This is a genomic window from Vibrio sp. M260121, from assembly GCF_036533715.1.
GTDB lineage: Bacteria > Pseudomonadota > Gammaproteobacteria > Enterobacterales > Vibrionaceae > Vibrio.
The window spans coordinates 63,717-78,722 of the sequence record NZ_JATABF010000006.1 but is presented as its reverse complement, the minus strand read 5'-3'; the positions used below and the strand labels follow the sequence as shown (position 1 = coordinate 78,722).

At 44.4% G+C, this 15,006-nt stretch carries 10 protein-coding genes, 2 tRNA genes and 1 pseudogene; 12 read left to right on the top strand and 1 reads right to left on the bottom strand.

All coding sequences use genetic code 11. From position 1 onward, the window contains the following. The first annotated feature begins 239 nt into the window (after window positions 1–239). The 9 genes from hppD (at window position 240) to QTO06_RS05660 (ending at window position 8,346) form a co-directional block, all read left to right on the top strand. Window positions 240–1,313, top strand: a complete 1,074-nt coding sequence (gene hppD / locus QTO06_RS05700) for a 4-hydroxyphenylpyruvate dioxygenase (protein ID WP_005427851.1) — start codon at window positions 240–242, stop codon at window positions 1,311–1,313. Next, window positions 1,306–2,436, top strand: coding sequence for a homogentisate 1,2-dioxygenase (locus tag QTO06_RS05695; RefSeq protein WP_331407123.1), 1,131 nt, complete (start codon window positions 1,306–1,308; stop codon window positions 2,434–2,436). Before hppD ends, QTO06_RS05695 begins: the two co-directional genes overlap by 8 nt. Window positions 2,437–2,445: 9 nt before the next feature. Next, window positions 2,446–3,483 carry a fumarylacetoacetate hydrolase family protein gene (locus QTO06_RS05690; protein ID WP_331407122.1) on the top strand — a complete coding sequence of 346 codons (1,038 nt, stop codon included), beginning with the start codon at window positions 2,446–2,448 and terminating at the stop codon, window positions 3,481–3,483. A gap of 20 nt (window positions 3,484–3,503) precedes the next feature. Further along, window positions 3,504–4,172: a maleylacetoacetate isomerase gene (gene maiA / locus QTO06_RS05685; protein WP_331407121.1), complete on the top strand. Its 669-nt coding sequence runs from the start codon at window positions 3,504–3,506 to the stop codon at window positions 4,170–4,172. A 197-nt stretch (window positions 4,173–4,369) separates the two neighbouring features. Beyond that, window positions 4,370–5,032, top strand: coding sequence for a DUF2726 domain-containing protein (locus tag QTO06_RS05680; RefSeq protein WP_005439975.1), 663 nt, complete (start codon window positions 4,370–4,372; stop codon window positions 5,030–5,032). 153 nt (window positions 5,033–5,185) lie between these two features. Then, the gene (locus QTO06_RS05675; protein WP_009697431.1) at window positions 5,186–5,524 is read left to right on the top strand and encodes a hypothetical protein; all 339 of its coding nucleotides are present in this window, start codon (window positions 5,186–5,188) and stop codon (window positions 5,522–5,524) included. A gap of 179 nt (window positions 5,525–5,703) precedes the next feature. Beyond that, window positions 5,704–5,780, top strand: a tRNA-Val gene (locus QTO06_RS05670). A 46-nt stretch (window positions 5,781–5,826) separates the two neighbouring features. Then, a tRNA-Val gene (locus QTO06_RS05665) sits at window positions 5,827–5,903 on the top strand. 994 nt (window positions 5,904–6,897) lie between these two features. Beyond that, on the top strand, window positions 6,898–8,346 hold the full coding sequence (locus QTO06_RS05660) for a lytic polysaccharide monooxygenase (protein ID WP_331407176.1): 1,449 nt from the start codon (window positions 6,898–6,900) through the stop codon (window positions 8,344–8,346). Between the two features lie 518 nt (window positions 8,347–8,864). On the opposite strand, the gene QTO06_RS05655 is transcribed toward QTO06_RS05660, so the two are convergent. Beyond that, on the bottom strand, window positions 8,865–9,800 hold the full coding sequence (locus tag QTO06_RS05655; protein WP_331407120.1) for a universal stress protein: 936 nt from the start codon (window positions 9,798–9,800) through the stop codon (window positions 8,865–8,867). 100 nt (window positions 9,801–9,900) lie between these two features. On the opposite strand from QTO06_RS05655, the pseudogene QTO06_RS05650 reads away from it, so the two are divergent. The 3 genes and pseudogenes from QTO06_RS05650 to QTO06_RS05640 all read left to right on the top strand — a co-directional run. Further along, window positions 9,901–10,005: pseudogene (locus QTO06_RS05650) on the top strand (GNAT family N-acetyltransferase); the annotation flags it as partial. Window positions 10,006–10,204: 199 nt separating this feature from the next. Next, window positions 10,205–11,296, top strand: coding sequence for a choloylglycine hydrolase family protein (locus tag QTO06_RS05645; protein ID WP_331407119.1), 1,092 nt, complete (start codon window positions 10,205–10,207; stop codon window positions 11,294–11,296). A 667-nt stretch (window positions 11,297–11,963) separates the two neighbouring features. Further along, window positions 11,964–14,930, top strand: a complete 2,967-nt coding sequence (locus tag QTO06_RS05640) for a M66 family metalloprotease (RefSeq protein WP_331407118.1) — start codon at window positions 11,964–11,966, stop codon at window positions 14,928–14,930. Window positions 14,931–15,006 lie beyond the last annotated feature (76 nt).

The window sequence follows — 15,006 nt, the reverse complement described above, 5'->3', positions numbered from 1 at the left end:
TGTGGTGTGTAAATTGATGTGGAATATAATAATGCATTGATATAGCTCGCTTTCCGTATGATTGTCGTAAACGTTTGCTATAATAAAAGTTTGTGTAACATAAATTTTACAATTGCCGTTTAAAACTGCGTAAAGCCAGATTTCCACTCATGTATTCCAATTTTTCTCCTCCTGCGCCAAGTTAGAAATATCGAACGAGAACGCATGTTCAAACACAACAATGACATAAGGAGAAAGTCATGGTGGACACCTACAACCCATTAGGCACGGATGGATTCGAATTTGTGGAATACACAGCGGCGGATAGCGAAGGTATTGAACAACTGAAAGCGCTGTTTGTTTCGTTGGGTTTTGCAGAGATCGCAAAACACCGTTCTAAAGAGGCTTGGCTGTACCGACAAGGTGACATCAGCTTTATCGTTAATGCTCAGCCGCACAGCCAGGCAGAAGGCTTCGCTAAAGTTCATGGCCCTTCAGTTTGTGGCATGGCTTTTCGTGTGAAAGACGCGAACGTAGCACTCAAGCAGGCGCTGGATAACGGCGGTGAAGAGTACAAAACAGAAATCGGTCCGATGGAGCTGAGCATTCCGGCAATTTACGGTATCGGTGAGAGTCTTCTTTACTTCGTTGACCGTTATGGCAAACAAAGCATTTATGATGTCGACTTCCGTTTCTACGATGATGCAGAAGAGCGCTTAGCGAAAGCAGACGTTGGTATGTACGAAATCGACCATCTGACCCACAACGTGAAGCAAGGCAACATGGATGTGTGGTCTGGATTCTACGAGCGCATTGGTAACTTCCGCGAGATTCGTTACTTTGACATTGAAGGTAAGTTGACAGGGCTTGTTAGCCGTGCAATGACCGCCCCTTGTGGCAAGATCCGCATTCCAATCAATGAGTCCTCTGATGACAAATCGCAGATTGAAGAGTTCATCCGTGAATACAACGGAGAAGGTATTCAGCACATCGCGATGACAACCGATGATATCTACCAAACCGTTCAAACACTGCGTGATCGTGGTATGGACTTTATGCCAACACCGGATACGTACTACGAGAAAGTCGACGAGCGCGTAAAAGGACACGGGGAAGACGTCAGCAAACTGCGTGATCTGCAAGTCCTCATTGATGGCGCGCCAACCAAAGACGGCATCTTATTGCAAATCTTCACCCAGACCGTAATTGGTCCTGTGTTCTTTGAAATCATTCAACGTAAAGGCAACGAAGGCTTTGGTGAGGGTAACTTCAAAGCTTTGTTTGAATCGATTGAAGAAGACCAAATCCGTCGAGGAGTACTAAGCGATGCATAAATGGATCACATTCCCTCATCGGGAGGGAGTGTGCTCCAAGCAAGCACATGCTGATTTCCCGGAAGAGGCAATTTACGAACGTGAAGCAGGTCGAAGTGGTTTCTTCGGTCCTGCGGCACACTTTCATCATAAACACGCACCGACAGGTTGGTTGGAGTGGGAAGGCGATTTACGCCCGCGCGCGTTCGATTTCAACCTAGTCGAAACGGCGAGTCAGATTTCGCCTTGGGCAGTGCCGCATCTTCTACACAACGTCAACTGTAAGATCCGTGTATGGCGTATGGACGAGAAGATGGACTTCTTGGTGCGTAACGCCGATGGCGATGAGCTGCTGTTCATCCATCACGGTACAGCAGACCTTTATTGCGACTATGGTCATCTCAAAGTGAGCGAAGGTGATTACGTGATGATCCCACGCTCGACCAGTTGGCGATTAGAACCAAGCGAGCCAATGTTTGTTCTGATGATTGAAAACACCGATGCTGCTTATTCTTTGCCAGAAAAAGGCATGGTGGGCAATCACGCTGTATTCGACCCAGCCGTTCTGGAAACGCCTTCCATTAACGATGAGTTCCGTGCGCAATACTCAGAAGATCAAACTCAAGTTCATGTGAAGCGCCATGACAAAGTCAGCGTGATTACTTACCCATTCAACCCGCTTGATGCGATTGGCTGGCACGGTGACTTGGCAGTGGTGAAAGTGAACTGGCGTGATATTCGACCTTTGATGTCGCATCGCTATCACTTACCACCTTCTGCCCACACTACATTTGTTGGTGCTGGATTTGTGGTGTGTACGTTTGTGCCACGTCCAATCGAGAGCGACCCTGGCGCACTGAAGGTGCCGTTCTATCATAACAATGACGATTATGACGAAGTCTTGTTCTATCACGCAGGGGATTTCTTCAGCCGTGACAACATAGAAGCTGGCATGGTGACTTTCCACCCAGCAGGCTTTACTCACGGCCCTCATCCGAAAGCGTTCAAAGCGGGTCAGGAATATAAGAAGAAGTTTACTGATGAAGTGGCAGTGATGATTGATACGCGCCACGCACTCGAGTTCTCTGACGAGCTCGATAAGGTTGAAAACAAAGAATACGTCTATAGCTGGCAAGAGAAGTAAGGGGCAAGGATGAAATTAGCAACCAAGAAAAATGGCACTCGCGATGGTCTGTTGATGGTCGTGAGCAAAGACCTGACACAATGTGTTCCGGCAACCGAAATTTTCCACGCGATGCATCTCGCTCCAACCATGCAAGTGGCATTGGATAACTGGGACAAAGTCGCTCCACAACTGGAAGAGCTTTATAACGCGCTAAACAATGGTTCGGTTTCAGGAAGTGAAGAGTTTGAATCCCACTATCTAGCATCACCATTGCCTCGCGCCTATCAATGGGCGGATGGCAGTGCTTACGTCAATCACGTCGAACTAGTGCGTAAAGCGCGTGGTGCGGAAATGCCAGAAAGCTTCTGGACCGATCCTTTGATGTATCAAGGTGGTTCTGACGCATTTATTGGTCCTTGCGACAACATCGAATTTGCCAGCGACGAGTGGGGCATTGACTTCGAAGGTGAAGTTGCCGTGATCACCGGTGACGTGCCGATGGGAGCAAGCATTGCAGAAGCACAAGATTCAATTCGTCTTATCATGCTAGTTAACGATGTATCGTTGCGTGGTTTGATTCCGACGGAGCTGGCGAAAGGCTTTGGTTTCTTCCAATCAAAACCGTCGTCGGCGTTTTCTCCTGTTGCAGTAACGCCAGATGAACTGGGTGAAGCATGGTATGAAAACAAAGTTCATTTGCCTTTGGTTTCAACCTACAACAATGCGCCATTTGGTTGTCCGAATGCAGGCGTAGATATGACGTTTGATTTCGCTGATTTGATTGTCCATGCCAGCAAAACCCGCCCACTTTCTGCGGGCGCAATCATTGGCTCGGGCACAGTATCGAACAAACAGGGCACTGAGCACGGTACCTCTATCGAGGAGGGTGGCGTAGGTTATTCGTGTATTGCAGAAGTGCGCATGATTGAAACCATTCGTGATGGTAAACCGTCGACGAGTTTTATGTCGTTTGGTGACTCTATCAAGCTTGAGATGTTTGACGCAGATGGCAACTCGATCTTTGGCGCGATTGATCAGCAAGTCAGCCAATACCTAAAACACTGAGAGTGAGGGGCAAGGGAAGTATGAGCGATAACATCACCCTTTATGGTTATTGGCGCTCCTCGGCGGCTTATCGAGTGCGCATTTGTTTGAACTTAAAAGAGCTGAACTATGAGTCCAAATCGGTTCATTTGGTACGTAATGGCGGCGAGCAGCATAGCGCGGAATACCATGAGTTAAACGCCTCTGAGCTTGTGCCAGTCCTGGTGGATGGTGATATTCAACTCAACCAATCTCTTGCCATCATTCAGTATCTTGATGATCAGTATCCGCAAGTTCCAGTGGTTCCAGAACCATCGCCACTTCGTTACCAAGCTTTGGCTATGGCTCAGGATATCGCGATGGAGGTCCACCCACTCAATAACTTGCGCGTGTTGCAGTACCTAGAAGGGCAGCTGTCGTGTGACCAAGAGGCGAAAGTCGAGTGGATTCATCATTGGGTTAACCAAGGCTTTACTGCGTTAGAAGAGAAGCTAAACCAGCATCGACAACAACATGGAAACTGTATCTATAGTGTGACTGACTCTCCCTCTGTTGTTGATATTTGTTTAGTGCCTCAAGTGTACAACGCGTTACGTTTTGGAGTGGATATGACTCCTTATCCAGTGATTAGCTCGATTGTAGAAGCATGTAATCAACTGCCTGCGTTTATTGATGCCATGCCAGAGAACCAACCTGACGCGAACAGCTAGCACTCTCACTACATCTTAATGATTAATAAACGGGCTCTTAATGGAGTCCGTTTTTGTTCTCTCAGGTTGACGTAAAAATCGTGTTCAAAACGTTGGCTACTGTTATTATCACCCCGCAAAATTTATCGGTTTTGTTGCTCTGGCTAAAATTTCCATTTAGGCTTTGAGCAACTAGTTGTTTTGGGCGCACTTTATCTATGACCAACATCTTTATCATTGTTGTTCTACTTGTTGTTTTCTTCTTTATCATTCAAAAGTACGTGATCAAAAACGATGACACGCGAGACTTCCCATATCGTTCGAAAGGTCCACTATTAAAAGGGCAAGAAGGGGCGTTTTTTAATGCCTTGAGAGCGGCGGTTGGTGATCACGCAGTGGTGTTTGCCAAAGTAAACATGGCAACGCTGATCGCACCAAAAGAGATTAAGAACAAAAAGCAGTTCTTCATTGCCAGTAACCGGATTTCACGCAGCTATTTCGATTACGTTATCTGCGACCCTAGAACACTTGAACCACGTGTAATTATTGAGCTTGATAACGGTCAGCAGCTGCATAAAGGCAAAGTCGAGCGCCAAAAGCTGCTCATGCACGTGTGTAAATCGGCGAACCTTCCTTTGATTGGCGCATCGGTAAAACACAGCTACCAAGTGGGGCGTCTACGTCGTTTATTAGCAGCACACATTGATCTGATTGAACCGGATAAAGAAGTCCGCTTTTGTAAAAAGTGTGGCAGTCCGATGATCATCAGAACAGCAAGTCAAGGTGAGTTTAAAGGCCGACGCTTCTTTACTTGTAGCCGCCAGCCAAACTGTACCTACACAGAAAACTACAACGTGGTGTTTGATACAGAAGACGAATAAACATTTCGTTCCCAGATAATAAAATAGAGAAAGGCTTCAATTGGATTGGTTGAAGCCTTTTTTGTGTTTTCCGCTGAACAAAGAACAGCACTTATCAGCATCCGTCCTAGTAGCTCCTATACTTTGATAAAGAAAGAAGAATAGGGAAGCGTTATGCGATATGGATGGATTCTTTCAGCGTTACTACTCACGTTCAGTAGCCATGCACAGCAGTCACTTAAACCACTTGAATGCCAGTTAACAGATACACCTCAGGACCACTTTTTGTTTTATCGTGAGCAGATGGTTTACCACAGTGAGCAGTTTGCGATTTTCCAGAACTTTAAAGGGCGAGTAAGTACTCAAGTGGATCTCAAAACGGGCAAACTGATTCGTACAACGTTTATTGGTGAACCGTTCGAGCCTAAATACCAAATTTTGTTTGGCGATTGCCCAAACGTATCGCAAGTTTTGCAAATTTGGATGCTCAGCGAAGTGCCTTACGACAATTAACCCAAAACACAAAAGTTAAGTAGATCACACTTTTAACCTCACTCAAGTTGAGGCTTGACGATAAAATCGTCTGAAAACGGGTGTTGAGTTTAGATTTTCGCCAAACGATTCAAAGTTAATGAATTTATGCTTGCACCCCTCATAGGATATAGCTAATATCCTCCTCGTTCTTAAGGAATGGGTCCGTAGCTCAGTTGGTTAGAGTACTACCTTGACATGGTAGGGGTCGGCGATTCGAGTTCGCCCGGACCCACCACTCCTTAAAGCCATACTAAAACCAAAGTATGCCGAACATAAAATTTGGGTCCGTAGCTCAGTTGGTTAGAGTACTACCTTGACATGGTAGGGGTCACCAGTTCGAATCTGGTCGGACCCACCAAATTTAGTTCTTCGTGAACAAACGCAAAGTCCGCTATTTTAGCGGGCTTTGTTGTATCTAGAGCCTACCACGCTGTATTCAAATCCCTTCTAGAGTTCGATACACCCCGACAATACAAATAAAAAGTGTGATTGTCTTTTTTAATCTTGCTTTGAGACAGTTGCAGTGGCCGATTCGCCGAAATCAAAGTACCTCTCTTTTTTGATATTTAGAGAGGGATTCGAATGTGGGAAAACATTTCTTTAGAAACACTGTATAAGAAGTGCACGGGGCTTTTACTGATGTTTGAGTCAAAGTTTATCTTGGCTTTGATTGTTCTGTTCGTGGGTTGGTGTGGGCTTAGGTTGATTCAGAAAACTACTGGCCGGCTTACTTTGGCCTTTATGAACGAGTGAAAGATGTCTTTGATTCAGAAGATATCACGATTCCATTCCCTCAACGAGATGTTCATATCCACAACTAACAGTAAAGGAGCGTTAGCTCCTTTTTCTTTTCATTTGATACATATCGATATTATATTCATTAACGAATGGCTCTGTTTGTTTTATTTGCTATGTATATATTAGCTTTGCTTTTTAAATTAAAATCTTAATTATTAACTCGATGATTATTGGAAACCTAGTAACAAAACAATCAGTTATATTTAATATTTATAAATGGTGTTTTTTATTAAGCTATTTGCTCTAATTTTATGCTAAGTTTCTTTTATGAGCATAGTTTAAGTGATTGTAATTATTGTTGTTTTTTGGTTTTTGTCAGTATATTCTGAAATTTTAGTTTTATTTAAAATTGTGATGTTTGTTCATATCGATAATAATAGAACTTTCATTAATAGAACTTACGTATATTATCTTTTACTGTTTACTGATTAAAACAATAAACATGAAATAAGTAACAACGGTTATAAAGTATCCGTTGAATCTTATTTGTACTATAAACGGTAGAGAGTGAAAAAGTGAAAGCAAATAAAAACATTCTTAAAGCAGCAGTGGGTATGGCGATGCTATCTGGCCTACCAACAGCGGCAAATGCTCACGGTTGGTCAGAGTTTCCGAGTGCTCGACAAAATACATGTTATGAACAAGGCGGAGTTTGGTCGGGCAACCCACCAAATGCAGCTTGTGCTCAAGCAAAGGAAATCTCTGGTTCTTATCCTTTTGTTCAGCGTAATGAATACGCTAAGAACATTATGGATTTCAACAATATGGCGGCAGTAAAAGCAGCGATTCCAGATGGTACATTGTGTTACGCAAATGACCCTCAGAAAAAGGGCATGGGCGCACCGCACACCGGTTGGACACGTACGGAACTAAACACCGGAACATTCGAATTTGTGTTTAACGCGACTGCACCTCACAACCCATCATTTTGGGAGTTTTACCTAACCAAACCAGGTGCTGATCTCAGTAAAGCATTGGCATGGGGCGATTTAGATTTGATCCAAACCGTAGGTAATGTTCCTGTAAATAGTGGCAAATACCGCATGGATGTTACGATCCCGTCTGACCGTTCTGGTGATGCGATTCTATTTGTTCGTTGGCAGCGTGATGATGCTGCGGGTGAAGGCTTCTACAACTGTTCAGATATCACTATTGTAGGTGGTGATACTCTTCCTCCTGAAGCTGATCTTGTTCGTGGTGACCTGTACATCCCTCAAGGGTTTGTAAATCCTGAAATCGGTGACACAGTTAAATATGACATCATCAACAAGAACGGCGATGTGGCACGTAGTTTTGATATTAAGGTGGAAGCTTCGAACGTAAATGATTGGGCTCGTCTACTGGCTTCAGAAATCAACGGTTGGCACGCAGAGTTCAAAGACGGTGCAGTCTTCATCGGTGATTGGCATGAAGAAATGTCACACTACATGTACTTCCAGAACGATCCTTCACGCAACTTCTTTAACTCAAAAGATAGCCGCGCATCTGGCATGATTTCAGTTATTGATGGTGATGAAGGCGGCGTCGAGCCACTGACTGGTGATCTCTACGAACTGGTTAAGAGTGACAAGGTTGTAAATGCTGGCGACAAAGTGGTTATTGCAACTAGCGAAGCCGCGAACCTAACGCAAACTCAAGGTTCCGCAGTTAGCATTCAGAACAATGGCACGGCTTCTATCGTTGTAGATACAACGGCAATCACACAAAATGAAACACTGTCGTTTGTTGCTAATGCTGTAAACAGCGCACGGGCAGAGACGTTTACTTTCGAAGTTATTGCGGGTGATGATGAAATCACACCACCAAAACCTGAACCAGACCCAGATCCTAAGCCAGATCCAGATGAGAATGGAACTTGGGATGCTGCGAAAACCTACCTAGGCGGCGAAGTAGTATCTTACGCTGACCAAAACTGGAAAGCTCAGTGGTGGACCCAAGGTGGTGACAATCCACAAGTGACTTACCAAAAAGACAAGTGGGGTGTTTGGCGTCCAGCTAACTAATCTCACTCATTAAAGCCAAAAGGAATTGGTTAAGGCAAGCATCAAAGCCATCGCTCATGTTAATAGAGTGGTGGCTTTTTCATATTAGCTAAATATTCATATTAACTAACTATAGATTGTTCTAGTTTGATAAGTGGATGTTGCACAATTGGCAAGTAGAAAAAAGTGGTGTGCTAACATGCTTATTATTAAAGCATTTCATGCGTTAGTATCTCTTTCGAGCGTTAACAATACCTCCTATAGTTTGACCTCACCTAATAATGACTATAATTCGAAACTAGTACTTGAAGCCCCATGGATGTGTGGGCTTCTTTTTTGCTATTCGCTAGGCAGACATTTTCAAACCTACTTTTATTTTGCCTCTTTTCTGACCAAACAAGACAGTAATATCGTCTTCGTTAACAGCGCTGCATGTCGCTTTTAACTTTCACCATTCTATATCGTGGATAGTACATTTGTGCATCAATGCTTCGTATGCAGGCCCGCTTCTTGATATGAGAGGCGGGCTTTTTTCATTTTTAAGCTAAGGGAGAGATAAAGCCTTCAGGTTTTAACGCAACCAGCGAGCAGTCGATTGACTGCAGGACATTCTCGGCGGTATTACCAATGATTACCCCTTGGATTCCGGTACGCGCAATTGTCCCCATGACTAATACATCGATTTCTTCTTTAGTGATCCAGCGAGGGATTTGCTCATCCGCAGAACCATGAAGGTGATGAACAACAGAATCGCCAGCGATACCAGAGGTAGCAATAATGGCATCGAGCGCTTCACGGTGTGCAGTTCGGTGCGCGTTGATCTGCTGATCTAACACATCGTCTTCGATTTGAATCCACACGTGATGCCTCAAATAGCTTTCCATCTGATATTCCCAGCACGACGCGATGTGTAATTGTCGATTGAAAGAGTCGGCGATTGAACGCGCAAGTTGCAGCAATTCAACCGTAAGGATTTCTTGTTCTTTACTAGAGATAATCGGATCGATAGCAACGGCAACGCGTTTTTTCACCATTGAGTGTTTGGGTTTTCTGTTTAACCAAACTGGGCATGGACATTTTCTCAGAAGCTTCATGTCGAGTGCTTTAAACCCTTTGCTGCCTTCATCCAACGGTTCAGCATCTTTAATCACGAGATCATAGTGTTGCTTAGAGACAGATTGGATAATGCAGACACCAGGCTGATCGCCACTTTCAACATTAATCGGGAACGGCTCTACTATGTCGGAAGAGGGATCGAGGTCCTGTACTGCTTTGATATCAGAGAACAAACTTTCTACCAGAGAGTTTTCATAAGTGTGTTGATACTCGCTCATGTTCGTCGGCATCGCAGGGCAAACTATCAAACCCGACAGACGTGCATCATGCAACTTAGCGAGTTTCATCGCTTGTTCCAGTGAATCACTTTTACCTTCTAATCCTTGGCTTACGAATAAGATGTTTTGAAATCTTTTCATATCGACCTCCTTTTTATTAAGTGTTGTATCAAGAAGGTGATGTTTCCATATTTAAATTATGGTTAATTGCGCTAGGACAAACCCTCAGTTATTTCGATTCAATGAGCAACCCCAAAGCCGTCGCCTTTACCAGCGAATGAGCGTTAAAATCGAATCTCGCTCGCCACTCGATGATATGGGTAGACCATTTCTAATTTTTGTGTGACATTGTAATGTTCTATATGTCGTACATCCGCCTTAACAAGGTTTTGTTAGAAGAAACGCCCAAAGCTACTAACTTTGGGCGTTTCCGTTTGAGCGATTGATACAAATTTATATTCCACCATTTTGATATCTTTTCGATTGTAAGTTGCCTAGAAAGGACTACAATCGCGAAATGTTACCCCTCCTTGGTGGATCTAAAAATGATAAAGAAAACCCTCCTTGCTATGGCTCTTTCTGCGAGCATTATCGTTCCCGCGAGTGCTTGTACTGGCATCTCTCTTTCTACTGTGGCTAATGACCACATTCATGCTCGCACAATTGAGTGGGGCGAAAACGATCTCAACAGCAAGTTGATTGTTGCTCCCCGTGATTACACGTTTACCTCGACTATGCCGGACCAGAAACAAGGTTTGAGTTGGAAGAGTAAGTACGGCTTTGTCGGGATCTCCGTTAGTGACGATCGCTTCATTGGTGAAGGCATCAATGAAGAAGGACTGACTGCTGGTTTATTTTACTTCAAAGGTTACGGCTCTTTAAAAGCGTACGACGCGAATGACCGTGTAAACAGCATCGCGGATATGGACTTTGTTCGTTGGATGCTGTCGCAGTTCAAAACCGTCGATGAAGTTAAAACAGCGATGAAAAACATCGATATTGTTCCGGTTTATATCGATGAGAAAGGACAACCTTCACCAACTGGGCATTGGCGTGTTACCGATAAAGTGGGCAACAACATCGTCATTGAAATCATGGATCATGGCCAAGTACACATCTACGACAACGAAGTTGGTGTACTAACGAACTCACCAACGTTCCCATGGCAAGTGACCAATTTAAATAATTACATTCATTTGCAGCCGGGTACTAGTGCGCCAACCAAGTTTGGTGGTGTTGAGGCGAAGTCGTTCGGTATTGGCTCTGGCTTCTTGGGTATGCCAGGGGACATTACGCCACCATCGCGATTTGTTCGTGCGGCGTTTTTCGTCAACACGGCGCCGGAATCAAAAACGGGTGAAGAGGCGGTGTCGCAAGCGTTCCACATTCTGAATAACTTCGATATTCCAATTGGTACAGAATTTGGGCCACAATATCGTGAACATATCCCTGATTTGCCGAGTGCGACGCAATGGACCTCAGTGATCGATCAAGGCAACAAGGCTCTGTACTACACCACGATGCACGACAGCAGAATCAAGAAAGTTGACCTGACTAAGATTGACTTTGACCAAAAGCAAGAAGTGAAACGTGAATTGGATAACGGGACGTTTACGTTTACAGACGTGACACCTTAATTTTCCCTCGAACGTATAAATAACGCACAAAGCGGAGAAGGTTTTCCTTCTCCGCTTTTTTATTTTCGAAACATCATGAATTTCAAGTGGAGTTTTTAAAACTGAGGTATTGATTCAGTAAGTTATGAAGTATTAGTTATTGGCTAATAAATTTCATGACTCTGATTCCATATTAAACAGCTTTTATGCGATGTTTTTTAATCTTCTTATTTATCAGTCGGATGAAAATAATAGTGCTGTAGTAAAAATCTGATCTTTTCAACAACAAGAGGTTGGTTTAAAACTTATTTATTCAACGTTTATTTACATAGATATGCTGAGGAATATTTACCATAATTAATGGTGTTAATAGTTTTCTATGATTTAAGTTGCTGATAATTGGTGTTTTGTTTGATTTTCTTTTGAGCTCTCTTATTGTTGATTTGATGGGCTAAAGAGAGGTGTTAATTCTCGGATGAGATGCTTTAGTTCATCGAAACTAATTAAGTGGTTTCTTAAGTTTCGAGATAAACGCATTGCTCGTGCGTGTTCGATAAGAAACTATTTCAAGGTTTGAACCTGCTATTTTTCGGGAATAAAAGGCTGATTTCATTAAGTTGATTTTCACAATTGCTGGGAAATAAAAGTCATAAATAAAGTGGTTGAAATATAAATATAAGGGAAAGGTATGAGAAAAAATAAGGTCAGTATAGGCTTAAGTGTCGCTTGCGGATTATTATTCACGGGCGTTACTTACGCTCAGGTGATTCCATTCAATAATAATCAGCCGATTAACGACTTACAGGGTGATTTTGAGGCGATGGTCATTTATGCGCAAAACATCACGGTTCCTCATCACAACGATAAAGGTGATCCTAGGCCGCACCTTACTGCATTGCGTGATACTTTGCTGCTTGTTAAACCTGTTGACCACGTGCTGGACTCGACGCAGGTGAAAGTGATTGGACGCGATGCTAAAGGTGAGCAATTAGGTGTGCTGTCACTGAACCCACCAGAGCAACTTCCAAGTCACGATGGTCCAAACCTAGACATTACGTATGCGCAAGATATGTGGTCGGTGACACTGCCAGCGACTTGGATACAGCCCGGCCTTACTTTAGAGCTCCTGAATGGAAGCACATCAGGCGTCGTCTCCGGTTTGGATATTGGTGCGCCGAACGAATTGCTGATAAACACGATGGATTTAGGGATGCTAACCAATCCAAGGGGACGTTTTTACTTCGCAGACAATCCTGAAAGACATAGAGACTACTTCCAAAAAATTCCGGTAAGCAAGTTGATCGTTAACCCGTACGAAACAGTGAAACTCAATGAAGTGATGCTGCCAGATGGCCGTTTGTTAACCGAGTTAGATCCGAGCACGGGTACTTGGCACAAAGGGGATATGCGTGCGTATACCACCAAGATCCTGATGTCGCACGGCATCAACCTAGCAAACTACGGCATCAACTCTTCAACGGCGATCTCAGAGAGAGCGCATCCATACACGGCGAATCAAATTACAGCGATTGCCGCAGTAGGGCGTTATCAAAATGGCGTAGTTGCCCACGGTGGCAGTGGTGGCAACGGTATGGTGACTATCGATTCATCGTTAGGTAATGAATGGAGTCACGAAGTCGGGCATAACTTTGGCCTCGGGCACTGGCCGGGTGGCACGGATGGCACAACGCACCGGCCATCTACAGACATAAACTCTGCATGGGGTTGGGATCAATTCCAGCAGCGTTTTATTGCTAACTTCATGTGGAACAAGCGCAATGGTCAGGATCAGGTTTGTTGTACCGACGGCATAGGAATCCCAGCTTTCGAAGGCTATAAGTTCAACAGAGATGCAATGGGGGGCGGTGAGCCAACTTCACCGATTTCCAAGTACACCCTGCACACTCCGTTTGTACTAGAGAAGATTCAGACCTTTATGGAGAAAAAGGCGACATTTGATGAGGCATCGTCGACTGGCTTTAGTAAATGGAATGATGAAACCAAAACGATGCAAGAGTTTGAACAACCAGCGCGCTTGTTGGCCAAATCTATCGCCTCGCAATCTCAACTAAATACGATCAAAGATGACACGGCAGGTTCAGTGCTGTTGGGTTACATCAATGATTTTGATATTACAAAGGTAGAAACGGGCGACGGTCGCTGGATTCGCGATATTTACTTGCCGAGTGCTACAAATGTTGTCGCGGGTAAAGTGGTGAACGTTGCACGTTACTCTGGGTATGGCGTGACAGTTCATATTAATGGCCAATCGGTGAACTTGAATCGTGGTGACAGCAAGTTTTACATCAGCGATGGTAAAGGTTGGCAAGAAACCAGTGAAGCGCAGGTAGCGGAAAATAACCCAACACGTGTCCCTACGGATAGCGGAGTCGCTGTCACAACACTTGTTGGTTACTACGACCCTCAGCAGACACTTAACAGCTATATTTTCCCAGCATTACATGGTGCATATGGCTTTGTTTATCAGCCGACTACGGCAGAAAGCCTAAACACAAATGGATGTTATGTCAGAGTGTATAACGGTAGAAACTACCAAACGGACAACTACCAATTGGTTGGATTCCGTTATGACGATAACGTGATGAACAAGTTCCACATCAACCTCAAGCAAGCTGATGCACCGACAAGAGCTGAAGTTGTCTGCGATAACACGGTGTTGAGTTCGCTAGACATTGAGAAACCAAAGCAAGACCTCAAAGTTTCTATTGTTCAGTCTGATTCCTTAACCGACTCAGCTCCAACGGAGAATAGCGCACCTGTTGCTCATGCGGGTAAAGATCAGTCTGTGCTGTCAGGCGCAACCATTACGTTATCGGCAGAGCAATCGACGGATGCTGATGGCGATGAGTTAACCTATGTGTGGAAGCAAATCTCGGGTTTACCTGCGACCATTCAAACTACCAACAGAGTTAACGCCAGTGTCATTTTGCCAGAGTCGAGTAAAGCGGAGTCGTACGTTTTTTCCGTCATGGTCTCCGATGGAAAAGCAACTTCTGAAGATACGGTGACTATTAGTGCTCAGCCTCAAGCAAACCAAAATCATGCGCCGCAAGTGTCTCTCCCGCAAAGCATGGAGGCAAAATCTGGAGAGATGATTGAGATTACCGCTACGGCATCGGACCAAGATGGTGATGTGCTTTCATATCAATGGAATACAGCGGGCCTAACTTATCAGCCTTTATCAGCAGGCACTATTCGTCTGACGGTTCCGGAAGTAACAGTCGATAGCCAATTTACGGTCCGTGTGGTCGTCTCTGATCCAGCAGGGGAAAGTGCCAGTTCAAGCACGATTGTGAAAGTCAAAGCCAACAACAATACCTGCAACATCAGTGACCCAAATGCGGCGAACTACGCTGCATGGTCGGCAAGCAAATCGTACTCGGGTGGTGACCTTGTCAGCTACAAGCAACTCGTTTGGAAGGCGAAATACTGGAGCAAAAATAATCAACCTGATAACAGTGATGCTTGGGAACTCTTCAGTGATGTTGCACTGCCGTGGTCGGCTCAAAAATCCTACTCCGGTGGTGATGAAGTGACGTACAACGGCGTGAAGTATAAGGCAAAGTGGTGGACGCGTGGTGATCAGCCGGATACATCAAGTGTATGGACGAATGCAGGCGTAGCGTGTCCTTGATGCCTTTCAGTTAGTAATTTGTCGGGAGAGTTACCTCCCGACTTGTCTTTTTCATTATCAATAAATGATCTTTCCA

Coding starts and splice junctions, on each gene's coding strand:
- hppD (WP_005427851.1), top strand. CDS start 240: ATGGTGGACACCTACAACCCATTAGGCACGGATGGATTCGAATTTGTG.
- QTO06_RS05695 (WP_331407123.1), top strand. CDS start 1,306: ATGCATAAATGGATCACATTCCCTCATCGGGAGGGAGTGTGCTCCAAG.
- QTO06_RS05690 (WP_331407122.1), top strand. CDS start 2,446: ATGAAATTAGCAACCAAGAAAAATGGCACTCGCGATGGTCTGTTGATG.
- maiA (WP_331407121.1), top strand. CDS start 3,504: ATGAGCGATAACATCACCCTTTATGGTTATTGGCGCTCCTCGGCGGCT.
- QTO06_RS05680 (WP_005439975.1), top strand. CDS start 4,370: ATGACCAACATCTTTATCATTGTTGTTCTACTTGTTGTTTTCTTCTTT.
- QTO06_RS05675 (WP_009697431.1), top strand. CDS start 5,186: ATGCGATATGGATGGATTCTTTCAGCGTTACTACTCACGTTCAGTAGC.
- QTO06_RS05660 (WP_331407176.1), top strand. CDS start 6,898: ATGGCGATGCTATCTGGCCTACCAACAGCGGCAAATGCTCACGGTTGG.
- QTO06_RS05655 (WP_331407120.1), bottom strand. CDS start 9,800: ATGAAAAGATTTCAAAACATCTTATTCGTAAGCCAAGGATTAGAAGGT.
- QTO06_RS05645 (WP_331407119.1), top strand. CDS start 10,205: ATGATAAAGAAAACCCTCCTTGCTATGGCTCTTTCTGCGAGCATTATC.
- QTO06_RS05640 (WP_331407118.1), top strand. CDS start 11,964: ATGAGAAAAAATAAGGTCAGTATAGGCTTAAGTGTCGCTTGCGGATTA.